This window comes from Mucilaginibacter endophyticus (assembly GCF_003351025.1).
Lineage (GTDB): Bacteria > Bacteroidota > Bacteroidia > Sphingobacteriales > Sphingobacteriaceae > Mucilaginibacter > Mucilaginibacter endophyticus.
In genome coordinates, this window is the sequence record NZ_QPCG01000002.1 from 1,070,980 (window position 1) to 1,086,170 (window position 15,191).

General features: G+C 42.3%; 13 protein-coding genes. 7 read left to right on the top strand and 6 right to left on the bottom strand.

The window, feature by feature from the left end; genetic code table 11:
* The first annotated feature begins 2 nt into the window (after positions 1–2).
* The 5 genes from DUL71_RS11905 (at position 3) to DUL71_RS11925 (ending at position 9,279) form a co-directional block, all read left to right on the top strand.
* Entirely contained in the window at positions 3–1,625 is a 1,623-nt protein-coding gene (locus DUL71_RS11905) for a SusD/RagB family nutrient-binding outer membrane lipoprotein (RefSeq protein WP_114938275.1), read from the top strand.
* A 246-nt stretch (positions 1,626–1,871) separates the two neighbouring features.
* Entirely contained in the window at positions 1,872–5,099 is a 3,228-nt protein-coding gene (locus DUL71_RS11910) for a VCBS repeat-containing protein (protein WP_114938276.1), read from the top strand.
* A 104-nt stretch (positions 5,100–5,203) separates the two neighbouring features.
* Positions 5,204–6,541, top strand: a complete 1,338-nt coding sequence (locus tag DUL71_RS11915) for a vanadium-dependent haloperoxidase (protein WP_208645528.1) — start codon at positions 5,204–5,206, stop codon at positions 6,539–6,541.
* A gap of 29 nt (positions 6,542–6,570) precedes the next feature.
* Entirely contained in the window at positions 6,571–8,124 is a 1,554-nt protein-coding gene (locus DUL71_RS11920; RefSeq protein ID WP_114938277.1) for an FG-GAP repeat domain-containing protein, read from the top strand.
* Between the two features lie 135 nt (positions 8,125–8,259).
* Positions 8,260–9,279: an aldo/keto reductase gene (locus tag DUL71_RS11925; RefSeq protein WP_114938278.1), complete on the top strand. Its 1,020-nt coding sequence runs from the start codon at positions 8,260–8,262 to the stop codon at positions 9,277–9,279.
* Positions 9,280–9,407: 128 nt separating this feature from the next.
* Here DUL71_RS11925 and DUL71_RS11930 read toward each other — a convergent pair whose 3' ends face one another.
* The gene (locus tag DUL71_RS11930) at positions 9,408–10,418 is read right to left on the bottom strand and encodes a threonine aldolase family protein (protein WP_114938550.1); all 1,011 of its coding nucleotides are present in this window, start codon (positions 10,416–10,418) and stop codon (positions 9,408–9,410) included.
* Between the two features lie 82 nt (positions 10,419–10,500).
* On the opposite strand from DUL71_RS11930, the gene DUL71_RS11935 reads away from it, so the two are divergent.
* Both DUL71_RS11935 and DUL71_RS11940 read left to right on the top strand, forming a co-directional pair.
* Positions 10,501–11,151, top strand: a complete 651-nt coding sequence (locus DUL71_RS11935) for a hypothetical protein (RefSeq protein ID WP_154402367.1) — start codon at positions 10,501–10,503, stop codon at positions 11,149–11,151.
* 322 nt (positions 11,152–11,473) lie between these two features.
* The gene (locus DUL71_RS11940; RefSeq protein WP_161964421.1) at positions 11,474–12,058 is read left to right on the top strand and encodes a fasciclin domain-containing protein; all 585 of its coding nucleotides are present in this window, start codon (positions 11,474–11,476) and stop codon (positions 12,056–12,058) included.
* A gap of 66 nt (positions 12,059–12,124) precedes the next feature.
* On the opposite strand, the gene DUL71_RS11945 is transcribed toward DUL71_RS11940, so the two are convergent.
* From DUL71_RS11945 to DUL71_RS11965, 5 genes are all read right to left on the bottom strand, one after another.
* On the bottom strand, positions 12,125–12,673 hold the full coding sequence (locus DUL71_RS11945) for a GNAT family N-acetyltransferase (protein ID WP_114938281.1): 549 nt from the start codon (positions 12,671–12,673) through the stop codon (positions 12,125–12,127).
* 2 nt (positions 12,674–12,675) lie between these two features.
* On the bottom strand, positions 12,676–13,161 hold the full coding sequence (locus DUL71_RS11950; protein ID WP_114938282.1) for a hypothetical protein: 486 nt from the start codon (positions 13,159–13,161) through the stop codon (positions 12,676–12,678).
* Between the two features lie 102 nt (positions 13,162–13,263).
* Positions 13,264–14,172, bottom strand: a complete 909-nt coding sequence (locus DUL71_RS11955; RefSeq protein WP_114938283.1) for an alpha/beta hydrolase — start codon at positions 14,170–14,172, stop codon at positions 13,264–13,266.
* 37 nt (positions 14,173–14,209) lie between these two features.
* Positions 14,210–14,662: a DoxX family protein gene (locus DUL71_RS11960; protein ID WP_114938284.1), complete on the bottom strand. Its 453-nt coding sequence runs from the start codon at positions 14,660–14,662 to the stop codon at positions 14,210–14,212.
* A gap of 6 nt (positions 14,663–14,668) precedes the next feature.
* The gene (locus tag DUL71_RS11965) at positions 14,669–15,190 is read right to left on the bottom strand and encodes a hypothetical protein (protein ID WP_112571804.1); all 522 of its coding nucleotides are present in this window, start codon (positions 15,188–15,190) and stop codon (positions 14,669–14,671) included.
* Position 15,191: the final 1 nt, after the last annotated feature.

Consider the following 15,191-nt stretch of genomic DNA (forward strand, 5'->3'; position numbering starts at 1 on the left):
CAATGAAAAAGAGACTTATATATAGTGGTTTTTGCCTGGCAGCAACGTTGTTTACAACAGGTTGTACCAAGGACTTCACTAAGATAAATACCGACCCCAATGCTACTACGGCCGATCAGTTTAATCCAAACTTTTTGCTGGCACAGGCACAATTGAATTATTCACAAACGGGCTACTCACAACTGTTGTTTCAGAGCATGTGGACGCAATCACTGGCTTCAACATTCAGTTATTATGGTAACGGTGATAAGTACCAACAAAGCGGATCATTTAATGATTACATAGGCCGTGTTTATAGCGAAGGTTATGGCGCTGAAACTTATGCACAGGAAATGAAAAACCTTACCGATGGTAAAACCGGATACGAAAACCTGAATAAGATAGCCACTATCATGAAGGTTTTGATCATACAACGCGTAACCGATACCTATGGTGATGTGCCTTATTCAGAAGCAGGTATGGCTAAACAAGGTATTTTCTTCCCTAAGTTTGATAAACAGCAAGCTATTTATACCTCAATGTTAAGCGATCTGGATGCAGCCTTAACCGGTTTAGACGCGTCAAAAGACGTACCATCATCTGATTTATTTTATGGCGGCAATATCGCCCAGTGGAAAAAATTTGGTTACTCGCTAATGGTGCGTTTAGCTATGAGGTTAACCAAAGTTGACGCTGCTACCGCTCAAAAGTACGTTGAAAAGGCTTATGCAGCCGGCACTATGACCAGTGTTGCAGATAACGCCAGGGTGAAAACCAATAATGCTAACGGCTATTCAAATGCAATTGTCAATGCATTATTAACTGTTGACGATTTCCGTGAAGTACGTTGGTCAAATACCCTGATCAGTTTCATGAAATCAACAACCGACCCACGTGTAAGCGCTATTGCCGAAATTGCAAGCGGTAACGGTAAGGCAGCCAATGAAACTGAAACAGTTGCCGGCGACAATACTTACGCAAATCAAATTGGCTTACCTAACGGTTATGATTTAAACGGCGGTGCTACCGACGTATCAAAAGCTCCGGGCTACCCGGGTGCAACACCAGCCAATCCAGCAGTTGATAAAGATGCTGCGGCACCGCTTGGTAAATATTCACGCCCACGTTTACAGGTTTACTATACAGCAACAGCTACTATTAACCCTGTTGATAAAAGCACTATCAATATGCTTTTAACTTATGGCGAAACAGAATTGTTATTAGCCGAAGCAGCAACAAGAGGATGGAACACAGGTGTAGCCGCTACACATTATGCTAGAGCTTTAGCTGCAGATATGGAGTCGATATCACAAATCAATGCAGCGGCTGCCGTTAGCACTGCAGACATTGTTTCTTACGTGGCAGCACACCCGCTTGGCGCATCGGCTTTGCAGCAGATCAATAACGAATACTGGGTTGAAACTTCAACATTGTTCATGTTTAACGAAAACTGGACTAACTGGAGAAGATCAGGTTTCCCTGCTTTAACCGCTGTTAAATATCCTTCTCAGTTTGATACTGAAATTCCACGCCGTGTATTATATCCTATTACACTGCAATCAACCAATCCTTCTGGTTTGGCAAGTGGGGTGGCTTCATTATCAGGTGGCGATAAATTCTCGTCACGCGTATGGTGGGATAAATAATACCCCTATATAAATTCCTTAAAAAAACAAGGCTATGGCTTCATAGCCTTGTTTTTTAGTTTTACAACAAAAAGGATTAATAATCCGGTGGCAATTATCAATACAAATAATTAAATTTAAATCCCCTGCAACCCGGAAAAATAAAATCTGTTGATGATGTGTTGTTCTTCTCCCTTCTTTAATTTTAAACTTAAAAGATTAAAAACTTTTACATTTTGCACCGCTGCCCTGCTTACTTTACAAAGCATGCGCGGCAACGCCCAGCAGTCGCTTTTTAAGCTGCGCTCCCCGGAAGAAACCGGCATCAGGTTTCGTAATGATCTGGTTGAGGACGAAAAGCTCAATGTACTCTCCTATGAATATCTGTACAACGGTGGTGGTGTTGCTGTTGGCGATATCAACAATGATGGCCTCGAAGATTTGTTTTTTACCAGCAATCTTGGTCAAAATAAGCTCTACCTTAACTTAGGCAATCTAAAATTTAAGGACATTACCCAGCAGGCAGGTACAGGCCTTGCAGGCAGGCCCGGCGACTGGAAAACAGGCGTTACCATGGCCGATGTTAATGGCGATGGCCTTCTGGATATTTATGTATGTTACTCCGGCCTTGGCGATAATGCCAAACGCCGCAACCAGCTGTTCATTAATAAAGGCAACAATAAATTTGTTGAAATGGCCAAACAGTACGGCCTTGATGATCCGGGCTACAGTACTCAGGCTGTATTTTTTGATTATAATAACGATGGCAAGCTGGATATGTTCCTGCTTAACCACAACGTAAAAAAGATCAGCAATCTTGAATTTGCCCAGGCTAAAGCAGAAACCGACGAACTGGCCAGCAATAAATTATTTGAAAACCAGGGCGGGCATTTTGTCGATGTATCTAAAAAAGCGGGCATCATTCAAAATCCCCTCACCTTCGGCCTTGGTGTTGCCATTGCCGATATCAATAAAGATGGCTTACAGGATATTTATGTAACTAATGACTACAACGAACCCGACTACCTATACATAAACAACGGAAACGGAACTTTTACCGAGGATAGTAAAAAGTGCTTCAAACACCTGTCGCAATTTTCGATGGGGGTCGATATTGCCGATATCAATAACGACGGCCTGCCTGATATGATGACCCTTGATATGCTTCCGCCTGACAATCGTCGTCAAAAGCTGTTGCAATTGCAGGAAAATTACGAATCATTTGAGCTGATGCTGAACCAGAACCTGTATAAGCAATACATGCGTAATATGCTGCAGGTTAATAACGGAGATGGCACATTCAGCGAAATTGGCCAGCTGGCGGGTGTTTCCAATACCGACTGGAGCTGGTGCCCTCTCATTGCCGATTTTGACAATGATGGCTACAAAGACATTTTTATATCCAACGGTTACTTCCGCGATTATACCAATAAAGACTTTTTACGCTACTGGGGCGATTACAAGCTTAAAAAGGCCATGGACCGCGAGCCATTCCTGCTTATGGATCTGGTTAAAGCAATGCCCTCTACCACCCTGTCAAACTATATTTTTCAAAACAACCATAACCTCACTTTCACCGATAAGAAGCAGGATTGGGGAATCAATCAAGGCGGTATTTCCAGCGGATCGGTTTATGCTGATCTTGACAATGACGGCGACCTTGACCTCATTACCAATAATATCAACAATGAGGCTTCGATACTGCAGAACATGACTATGGAAACCGGTAAAAAGAATTATCTCGCGATAAATCTTAAACAACCGGAAGGTAATACAAATGCTATTGGCTCAAAAGTATTTGTGTATAACAATAAGCAGGTGCAATACCAGGAAGTTAATCCAAACAGAGGCTATCTGTCATGCGTATCAACCGTTTTGAATTTTGGTCTGGGCGATCAACAACAGGTAGATTCCGTGCGGATCATCTGGCCCGATCAAACCTCACAATTGCTAACCGGTGTTAAAGCTAACCAACGTTTAAATATAACTTATAAAACAGGAAACCCGGTATTTAAAACCGATAGCAAAACAAATACTAAATCAATTTTCAGTTTAGCGAAACCTGCTATTGATTATACCAATACAGAAAATACTATAAACGACTTTAAACGCCAGCCTTTGATGCTGTTCATGAGTTCAAAAACAGGACCTGTAATAGCTAAAGCTGATGTAAACAAAGATGGTCTTGAAGATCTTTTCATAGCAGGCGATCAAAATACAGCGAGTAAGTTATTCATTCAGAAAGCAGGCGGCACTTATACGGTTCAGGAAATATCTGATCTTAACAAGGAGAATACTTCTGCTGCCGCATTCTTTGATGCCAATGGCGATGGTTTTCCGGATCTGTACATAGCCAAAGGCGGATATTCATTGTTGGAGCCCGGTGCAAACGAATTGCAGGACAAACTATACCTGAATGATGGTAAAGGCAACTTTAGCTTTTCAAGTACTTCCTTACCTGTATTAACAGGCAGCAGCAAATCATGTGTGCGCCCATGCGACTACAATGGCGATGGCAAGATAGACCTTTTTGTAGGCTCGAACGTTACCCCGGGCTACTATCCATCGGCACCCAAAAGTTATCTGCTTACCAACACGGGCGGTGGTCATTTTGAAATTACAGATGCTCCATTTACCGGCATTGGCATGATTAAAGATGCCCAATGGGTAGATTTGAATGGCGATGGCCGCAAGGACCTGATCATATGTGGCGAGTTTATGCCTATCATGGTATTTACCAATACAAAAACAGGCTTTGTTGACGAAACTGCTAAATACTTTGATCATCCGGTAAGCGGTTTTTGGAATACCCTTACGGTTACCGATGTTGATGGTGACGGCAAACCAGATATTATTGCAGGCAACCTTGGCGAAAACACCCAGATCCATGCCAGCCAAACAGAACCTGCTGAAATGTACTTTGCCGATTTTGATGGCAATGGCTCAATTGATCCGTTCTTTAATTTTTATATACAGGGTGTAAGCTATCCCTTTGTAAGCCGCGATGAACTGAACGACCAGATTTACCCAATGCGTAAACGCTTCACTTCGTACAAAGCTTATTGCGACGCGACGATGAAGGATATTTTCACGCCAGAAGAACTTGCCAAAGCCGCTAAACTTACAGCTAACGAGGTTGAAACATGCATGTTCCTGAACCGGGGTGGTAAGTTTGTAAAATCGGCTTTGCCTTTACAGGTTCAATATTCATCGGTATCGGACATCCTCACCGGCGATTTTAACCATGACGGCAAAATTGATCTGCTCCTACTGGGCAATCATTCAGATAATCGCCTTAAACTGGGCAGTTTTGATGCAAACTACGGCTGCCTGCTTACCGGCGATGGCAAGGGCAACTTCAGCTATCAAAACCAACCCGCAGCGGGATTATCAGTAAATGGTGATGTAAAATCGGCTACTGAAATAAAAATTAATGGCGCAAACTATGTGCTGATTGGCGCATCAGGACAGGCGCTGCAGTTTTATAAATATTAAGTCTTAAGTCCAAAGCCTCAAATCAAATAGCAGAATAGTTTAGTAAAACAACTGACGTCCGACTCAATACATTAGACTTAAGACTTGTAAGCAAGATTAAAAAAATGATCAAACGAATATCCATATTGTTTTTGGCGTTGATAGGCACTACAGCCTATGCCCAAAAGAATAAAAAACCCATCCTTCCATACCTGCATATTGACAAGGCTGTAAATGCGATTTCGGCAGTTATGATCCATGATGTGGTAAATCCTCCCGCCGCTTCGCGTTATTATACTTATGTAACTCTGGGTGCTTATAATTTGGTTAGCCTCAATAATAAAGATGTAGTGCCTGCGGGTAATTTCATCAAAAGTTACACACAGGATAACCAGATCAGTATCACCGCAGATAAATATGATTACCGTATAGCAGCGATGTATTGCATCCTGGAAACAGGCAAACAAATGTTGCCATCGGGCTTTATGCTACAGGATGATGAAGATAAATATGTAGCCTTACTGAAAGAGAATGGCATCAGCGAAGATGTGATCAAACAATCTATAGCCGCCGCTACAGAAATGGCTGCTAAAGTTATCAAATATTCCAAATCAGATAACTATAACAAGTTGAGCGGCAGGCTCAGGTATTCGCCTATAAAAGGTGGTAAAAACTGGTTCCCTACCCCGCCAATGTACATGGAGGCTGTTGAACCCAACTGGAAAACCATTCGTCCTATGTTTATCGACTCCTCCAGCCAGTTTGTACCCGTAAGACCTGCGGCTTTCAGTACCGACAGCACAAGTGAGTTTTATAAGGAGGCCTATGCGGTGTACAAAGTATCTAAAAACATGTCGGCCGAGCAAATTATGATAGCTAATTTTTGGGATTGTAACCCCTTCGCGGTTACCACATCGGGCCACATGATGATAGGTTTTAAAAAGATCAGCCCCGGAGGGCACTGGATGAACATTACCGGTATTGCCGTAAAAAAAGCCGGGCTTAGTTTTGATAAATCCATACAGGTAACAACATTGGTGGCCATGACAGAAATGGACGCTTTTATTAGCTGCTGGGACGAGAAATATCGCAGCAACGGCATCCGCCCCGAAACTTATATCAACAAATACATTGATATTAAATGGGTACCCATGCTGCAAACCCCACCATTCCCGGAATACCCAAGCGGTCATGCGGTATTGTCAAATTCGTCGGCGGGGGTACTGAGTTATTTATTGGGCGATAAGTTTAGTTATACCGATGATTCGGAAATCCCATACGGTGTTGGGCCGCGCGATTTTAAATCATTCAAACAAGCTGCCGAAGAAGCATCATTATCCCGTTTTTACGGAGGAATCCATTTTATGGATGCTATTGTAAACGGCAATCAGCAAGGGCGGGATGTGGCATCAACTGTTATAAAAAAATTAAAAGCAGCGGGAGTAAACTATTTGGGTAATTAGAACGTAGTTAAAAGCAAACAGCTTTTACTATGTGGATCAGGGGGACGGTTTTACTATTATTTTTTGTTATTACCGGGCTCCTGAGCCTTAATTCGTTCACTGTAAAACCAAGCGCCACAATAGTGGATGAAGAAGGCCGTATTTTGTTTTTGCGGCATTGTACAGTTTGTCATTTAGCACCCGATCCGGCGGGACTCACTAAAAATATCTGGGCTACCCATGTGCTACCGGTGATGGCCGCCAGGATGGGGATTATTTATCCAAATTATGATCCGCTCAGGGGATTATCTGATGAAGAGCGCGCCATTGTAAAAAAACATAATATCATCCCGGAAGAGCCCATTTGTACGGAGGCCGATTGGGCTAAGATCAAGGATTACATCATCAGCAATGCCCCCGACAGCATTACTCTTGACGAAAAACGCCTCACCCGAAATAGCCCGCTTACCCGGTTTGTAAGACAGGACGTACAAATAGACGATAAAACTCCATCGCTTATTACCGGGCTTAAATACAATAACACAACCAAAACTCTTTGGATAGGCAATTACTATAACAAGGTATTAAACTGGCAATATGGCAAGGGAGTTATTAAAACAGCTAATACCGCCAGTCCGGTTGTCGATTTTAATTTCTACCAAAACAATATTTATTTAACCGAAATAGGTAAGCTATACCCTACCGAACTAAGCACGGGCATGTACGCGCAACTTAATGATACCACCAGCACACCGATCATCACCTCCTTACATAGGCCTGTAAATACACGAATTGCCGATCTGAATAACGATGGTGTGCCGGAAATTGTGGTATGCAACTTTGGCAATAAAACCGGTGGATTGTCATTGTTTAAAAAGAACAAGGCGGGTAAATATATTGAGGATGTACTACTGCCTATACCCGGCGCTATCAAGTGCTTTATAAAAGACATGGATGGCGACGGGAAAAAAGATATAGTGGCCATGTTTTCGCAGGGCGACGAAAGTGTTTACATTTTTTACCAAAAGGATAACCTTAAGTTTAAAGCCAAACGTGTACTACGGTTCCCGCCCGACTATGGCACAACAGACTTGCTTTTAGTTGATTATAATAATGACGGGCTAACTGATATTGTAACTGTACATGGTGATAATGCGGATTACTCCAATATCCTGAAAGCGTATCATGGCATCAGGATACAAATAAACCAGGGCGCTGATGTTTTTAAGGAGAAGTTTTTTTACCCGATATACGGCGTAACCAGGGTTTTGGCCGAGGATTTTGACAAAGACGGTGATATTGATTTTGTAGCCACTTCATTCTTCCCGGAATTTGGCAAATTGGTTGATGAATCTTTCATCTACCTTGAAAACATTAATAAAGACCAGTTTATATTTAAATCATACATTCAAAAAAGTGATGTACCAATAAAAACCCTCACCCTTGAAAAAGCTGATATTGACGGTGATGGTGATATGGATATCATTACGGGTAATTTTGCCCAAAGCCCCGGCCCTGCCCCCGCGGCGCTTGATGAAAAATGGAAATCGGCTAAGTATGGTTTGAGTATTTTTTACAACCAATTATACCAACCAAAGAAATGACCTGGCAATAATTTCAATCAACTAACACTACCGTAACACCCTTGTTACCAAGATCAACTTTACCTTTTACTGACTTTTCCCGGTTGACATTCGGCAATAGTACGCCTAATTTCACATCACAAAATCCATCTACTTATGAAATACAACTTTTTAGGAGGTACCGGCCTGCTGGTATCTGAAATTTGCTTTGGCACTATGACCTTTGGCGGCGGACAAGGCATTTGGTCGGCCATAGGCCAACTCAAACAAGACGGAGTTAATGAACTTATGAAAACCGTTGTTGACTCGGGCATTAACTTCATTGATACCGCCAACGTTTACTCTCAGGGCGAATCCGAAATTTTACTGGGCCAATCCATTATCGACCTTGGTTTTAACCGCGAGGAACTGGTTATTGCTACCAAAGTACGCGGTAAAATGGGCGATGGCATAAACAGCATAGGTCTTTCACGTTTCCATATTTTCAACTCGGTTGATGCCAGCCTTAAACGTTTGCAACTTAACCATATCGACGTACTTTATGTGCACGGCGTAGATAAACGCACGCCTATTGAGGAAACCATGCGTGCGCTAAACGATATTGTACTAAGCGGAAAAGTACGTTACATAGCCTGCTGTAACTGGCCTGCCTGGATGGTAATGAAAGCCGCGGGCATAGCCGAAAAAAATGGCTGGAATAAGTTCGTAGGCTTACAGTATTACTATTCGCTGGCTGGCCGTGATATTGAACGTGAAGTATTGCCGGTTGCCGAAGATTTAAACCTGGGCGTAATGCCATGGAGCCCTCTGGCCGGAGGATTCTTATCGGGCAAATATACCCGCGATACCGAAAAAGCAGGGGACTCACGTCGTGATACATTTGATTTTCCACCTGTAAATAAAGACAAGGCTTATGACATCATAGATGTAATAAGCGAGATTGGCAAACAACATAATGTATCTGCCGCACAGGTGGCTTTAGCCTGGGTTCGTTTACAGAAAGGTGTAACCAGCACCATCATCGGAGCAAAAAACATCAATCAATTAAACGACAACCTGAAATCTATCGAACTTGAGCTATCGGCAAATGAGCTTCAAAAAATTGATGAGGTAAGCGCCCTCACAAAAGAATATCCCGGCTGGATGGTTGAAAGGCAGGCAGCGGACAGAGGGTAAATATAAAGTCTCAATAAGTTATGTCATTGCGAGCGAAGCGTGGCAATCTCGTAGTCAATGCTTGTCCAACATGCATAGCTACGAGATTGCTTCGTCGTTCCTCCTCGCAATGACATGATTTTGGTGTTTTACAACGACTTCAACACCTCTATCGTGTACTCAACCTGCTCTGCGTGAACATCCAAATGTGTTACAAAACGAATTCGGTGTTTATCCGTTTCACTGGCTCTAATGCCTTTTCCAGCAAGCTTAGCAAGTATGGCAGCGGCCGGTTCAATGGTATCAAACAACACAATGTTGGTTTCAACCGGGATCACATTGCTCACCCATGGCAGGCGGCTCAGTTCCTCACCTAAAATGCGGGCATGGGAGTGATCTATTTTCAGGCGTTCCACATGATGGTCGAGCGCGTAGATACCTGCTGCTGCTAAAAAACCGGCCTGACGCATGCCGCCGCCCAATACTTTACGAATGCGACGGGCATATTTGATCGTCTCCTTATCAGCCAATAAAACCGAACCTACAGGAGCCCCTAAGCCCTTCGATAGGCAAACCGAAATACCGTCAAAGTATTTTCCATAATCAACTGCGGCATCTCCGGTATGGGTTAACGCGTTAAAAATCCTGGCGCCATCAAGGTGAAGCTTCAGGCCTTTCTCCTGGCATAGCTCGGCAATAGGCCTAATCTGCTCAAGTGTGTAACAGCTACCTCCACCTTTGTTAACAGTATTTTCAAGCACAACCAAACTGGTATGCGGGTAATGAATATTCTCCGCGTTGATCTCAGGTTCTATCATTTCAGGAGTAAGAATCCCCCTGTAACCATTCAGTAATCGGGTTGATACCGCCGAATTAAAGGCTATCCCCCCACCCTCATAACGGTAAACGTGTGCGGTTTGGTCGGCAATAAGTTCATCAAGCGGTTGGGTAAAACATTTAATGGCTATCTGGTTGGTCATGGTACCCGACGGGCAAAATATAGCGGCCTCCATGCCAAACATAGCAGCTGCTTTGGCCTCAAGGGCATTTATAGTTTCGTCCTCGCCAAAAACATCATCGCCTACTTTGGCGCTCCACATGGCTTCAAGCATACCGGGAGTTGGTTTGGTTACCGTATCGCTTCGTAAATCAACAGTGATCATATTAAATTTATATTTTTTGCGTTCTTTGTATCAATACTCTGAACTTCTTATGCGCTCAATTTTAATCATTTTATTTTTCATGCTGTGTTTTGTATCAGCAAAATCGCAAAAATGGCAACCAGGTAGCTTTACCGATGTAAAAGGCAACCGCGAAACGGGGCTTATCCGTACTAATCCACCAGGAAAAAGCCCTATCAAAGACGAAGGCTTTATCGAGTTTAGAGAAAACGAAAAAAACAATCCATATAAATTAAGTGCCAGCGACCTCAGGTCATTTGTTGCCGGCCAGGATAGTTTTGTGGTAGCCCACGCCCCAGCCAACGAATCATGGACTAAAGAAGAAACCGACTTTGTTAAAGTAGTACTTGACGAACCGGTAAAGTTGTACATGGCTAAAGGAGGTAAAGGCGGTGGCGGCAGCGGTTTTGGCATTACGCCGGGCGTTTCCGCAGGCTACGGTACAGGCGGCTATGGAGGCGGTGTTGGCGGCGGCATTGGCATTAATCTTGGTGGTGGCGGTGGCCGTGGCAGTTCAAAAACCACTTACTATTACGGCGAATCTACAGCCGGGATGAAACGCCTTACTGACGAAAATTTTGAAGATATCATGAGCGATATTATGGGCGATGAACCCGACCTGGTTGATCAGGTCCATGAGCATAAATTCAATATAAAGAGCATTGATAAACTCATTGCTAAGTTTAACGAGATGCAAAAAGCAAGGCAATAGCCCGTTTAAAAAACAACATAAGCAGAGATGACTACTTGATTTAATTAAGTAGTCATTTCTGTTTATAAAGAGGTATAATTTGCCGTTCCAGAAGGGATTTGTCTCAAATCTCACGTCTCAAATCTCATATCTAATTTCTTTTTTCTCCCCTGAACATCATGTGTTTAACCACAAATGTTAATTAATTAAAAACCATTTGGCCTAATTACAAGTTATTAAACTATAGTAATTAACCAAATAAATAACTTTTAATTAATATTATCGACATAACGGCTACTCATTACATTTTAATTCACCAACAAAAACAGAAAGAAAGATGAACATGAAAAAGTCAGTTTTAATAGCCGTTGCTTCGGTAGCTATCGGATTTTTCTCGACCCAGGCGATGGCTCAGACACAGGATACAACAAAAAAAGATACTGCTAAAACAACTGCTGCTCCTGCAGCCACATCAACAGCCGCCGCATCTGGTGATGTGGTTAGCGTTATGGCAACTTCAACTAATTTCGCGCCAATGGCACTTGCAATAAAATCAGCACAGCTTGAACCAACATTGCAGGCACCGGGTCCGTTCACCATATTTGCACCAAATGATGTAGCTTTCAGCAAATTGCCAAAAGCGCAGTTTGATGCGCTGATGAAAGATCCGGCAAAATTTGCCCCTATCTTAAAATATCACGTAGTTGCAGGTAAATATACCAAGGCTGATATCATTAAAGCTTTAGGGGCAGGTAAGGGCAAGGCCGATCTGAAAACTATCGACGGGCAAACCTTGCATTTATCTGTAAACGATAAAAGTAACCTGCAAATTACCGATGCCAAAGGCAATGCGGTACTGGTTACTGCATTTGACACCGAGGCAAGTAATGGTGTAGTGCACGGCATTAACGGCATTATGATGCCTTAATCACAGATCATTTTGTTTAAATTTTAAATCCACGAAAAACCCGGTTATCACGACCGGGTTTTTCATTTAAGGATGGTTAGCCAGATAATCAGCTTTGGCCAGTCTGAAGTCAAGATATTTACTTCCGGTTTCCTCTTCTGTAAAATCACCGGCGAGGGAAAAACATTTCTTCTGCAGCAACTTTATCGAACTTTGGTTCCCCTCTTGTGGGCACGCGGTGATCAGTTCAAAACCCAGTTTATTAAAACCGACTTCTAATACCGCAGAAACTGCTTCCTGCATGTAACCCAACCCCTGATAAACGGGATTAAGCTCATACCCTATTTCTGCCTTATTATCAGCTGGCTGAAGGTTCCAGTAGCAAACGGTTCCTATAAGCCCCTTCTCCCCCTTTTGCGTTATACCCCAGTAATAGCCGCTGCCACTGTTCACAATACCTTCTATCTTTCTAATAAACGCCAGCGCCTGTTCAATGGTAGTATCGTTAGGGCGGTCAAGATATTTATTAACCTCAGAATTGGAACGGATAGCTAAAATCTGCGGAGCATCTGATTCAAGTAGCCCGCGTAAATTCAGGCGTTTGGTGGCGAGTGTTGACGTTTCCTGTGCATCCATAGCTATGCGATTTTCTTATTGTCCCTGTCGGCAATAAACACTACCGGCAAACCAATACAAATTATCAGCGTAAGCATACCGATAAGAATAGTACTTACCGGAATATGGTAGCCTGGCTTCATGGTTATTTTACTGAGTGGCACCACGCCCAAATTCATGATAAGCCAGGTAGCTATGCCGTAAATAATCGCTACGAAATATTTATTGCGCAAGCCGTTATAAAAGAACGGATAAAGCAGGAAAAACACAGCGCTGAATAAGAAAGCGATGACATAATGAAAAATAACGCCGGCAACAATTATTTCGACCCCACCCGCGAAAGCAGCTGGGCCGAAAGCACCACTGGCAATAAACTTAAAAATAATGCCCGGATTAAGCTTATAATTCAGGATCATGGCCGCGATACCGTCAAGAGTACCAGTTATAAACCCTGCAAAAAGGATATTAACGAGTTTGCTTTTTTTCTTCGGATTTACTTTTCTTAGCATGGGTAGAAGTTACAAGGGGATAAATTTATGGTTTTATGTTTCGATAAATTGTTTGTGAAACATATTTTTTACCTGCAGCGAAACTATAGCAGTTTGCAGTTATTACTTCAGATATTCATCCATAAAGTAAAACACCCTCTTTCTGATATCTTCAGCATCAAACATTACCCCATAATGCGGCGCGTTAGGTACTATGATGATCTCATTTTTAACTCCGGCAAGTTTAAGATAAGAGCTTAGCAATACCGACTGGGTATAATTGACCGATTCGTCCTTTTCACCCTGAACGATGAGGAATGGCGGATCGTTTTTATCAATATATGTAACCGGACTGGCGATATTGGCCAGATCGGGCCGTTCAATCGCATAAGCACCAAGCAGCAAACTAACCGGGCTTTTTGGATCATTAACATCACTGCCTTTTAGCGACAGGAAATTTGATGGTCCGTAAAAGTCGAGCGCCAGTTTTATTTTAAAATGAGGTTTGTTTCCTCCGGGATAAAATTCTTTGACATTGTTATTGTTTGATAAGGCCAACAACGAAGCCAGGTGCCCTCCGGCAGAAAAGCCAATCACCCCAAACTTATCTTTATTGAGCTTATACTTTGAAGCGTTTTGATACAGGAATTCGATAGCCTGGTTACAATCCTGAATTTGCGCCGGGAATGGCGCGGTTGTGCTCCAGCGGTAATCAATAGAAGCAACTGCATATCCATTATCAATAAAACCCTGAACGGTTTTCTGCATGTAGCCCATATCTGCATATTTATCGTTCAGCATCCAGGCGCCACCATGAATCCAGATGATAACAGGATAGCTATCTTTTGCTACCGGCGGCAGGTAAATATCCAGCAAATGTTTTTTCAAAGTATCACCCGCGTAATTTACATCGCCATATAAAACAGTTCCCTTCGGAAAAAATGGCTGTTTAGGGCTTGAAGTTTGCGCGCGGACAGATGCAGACAAAGCGCAGATCAGGACGATCAGCAGGTTTTGGGTTATCTTTTTCATAATTGGTTAATCGCTTAAAGATAAGATATATCCCTAATCAAATTCCTAACGAAAAATATAAAATCCAGGATATGAACAACAATTGCAATGGAATGCGAAACCAAAGGTAACCGGTACCGCTACCGTCATAAGTTGCCTTTTCAAAATTGACATGTTTTATGGCAGCATTGATATTAGCGGGCATCATAACCACAAACATAACAAGTAAAATAATACCTGCGATATGCCTTGTTGCATTAACAACCAATAAAGGCCCAAGGATTATCTCCATAATACCGGTTAAATAAACCAAGGCAACTTTAAACGGGATAAAGGCAGGCATCATCATTACCATACCTTTGGTAAACATAAAATGTCCCAAAGATGCAAACCAGAGCATCAGCATCATGGCTATATTGCCGCTGAGCATGATATTCCAATCATCAATAAACAACCGCGAGATAACGGTGCTGAGAACAAAACTTATGATAAGAACGAGCAGGACTTTCATAGTTAACTAAACTTTAGACATGGCAAATACACTTAAGTAACCAAAACTACCAAAATATATTGCGAAGAAGATAAAATCCCAAACCGTGATATCTCTGTTATCAAATAAATCTTTATATTGTTTAGTTGGCATACCTAACTCTTGCCCTTGAATTTTCCTGCTTGCTATTCTAAGTCCCTGGTATAAAAACAACAATATAGTTGTATTGAGCAAAACGCCCCGTGCCCCGTTGTAAACGGTATTATTTTTCAATAAAAAGAATAAGCAGATATGAACTGCTCCAAACCCACACCAAATTAAAAAGGTTTTTAAATTTCTTAAAGAAACGTAGTTTAGAAAATAATTGAACAGTTGAAGGGGTACCGTGTAAAAAATTAAACTAACAACTTTATTGGGGCCTACATCGCAAAAGTTATAAAATATAAAAATTACTGTTACGACGCCATAGCCCCACACAGTAACTAAATCCCATGTGGATAATGGCTCAAAATAAAATAGTGGCTTTTTTAAACCTTTAGGTCCCGGCATT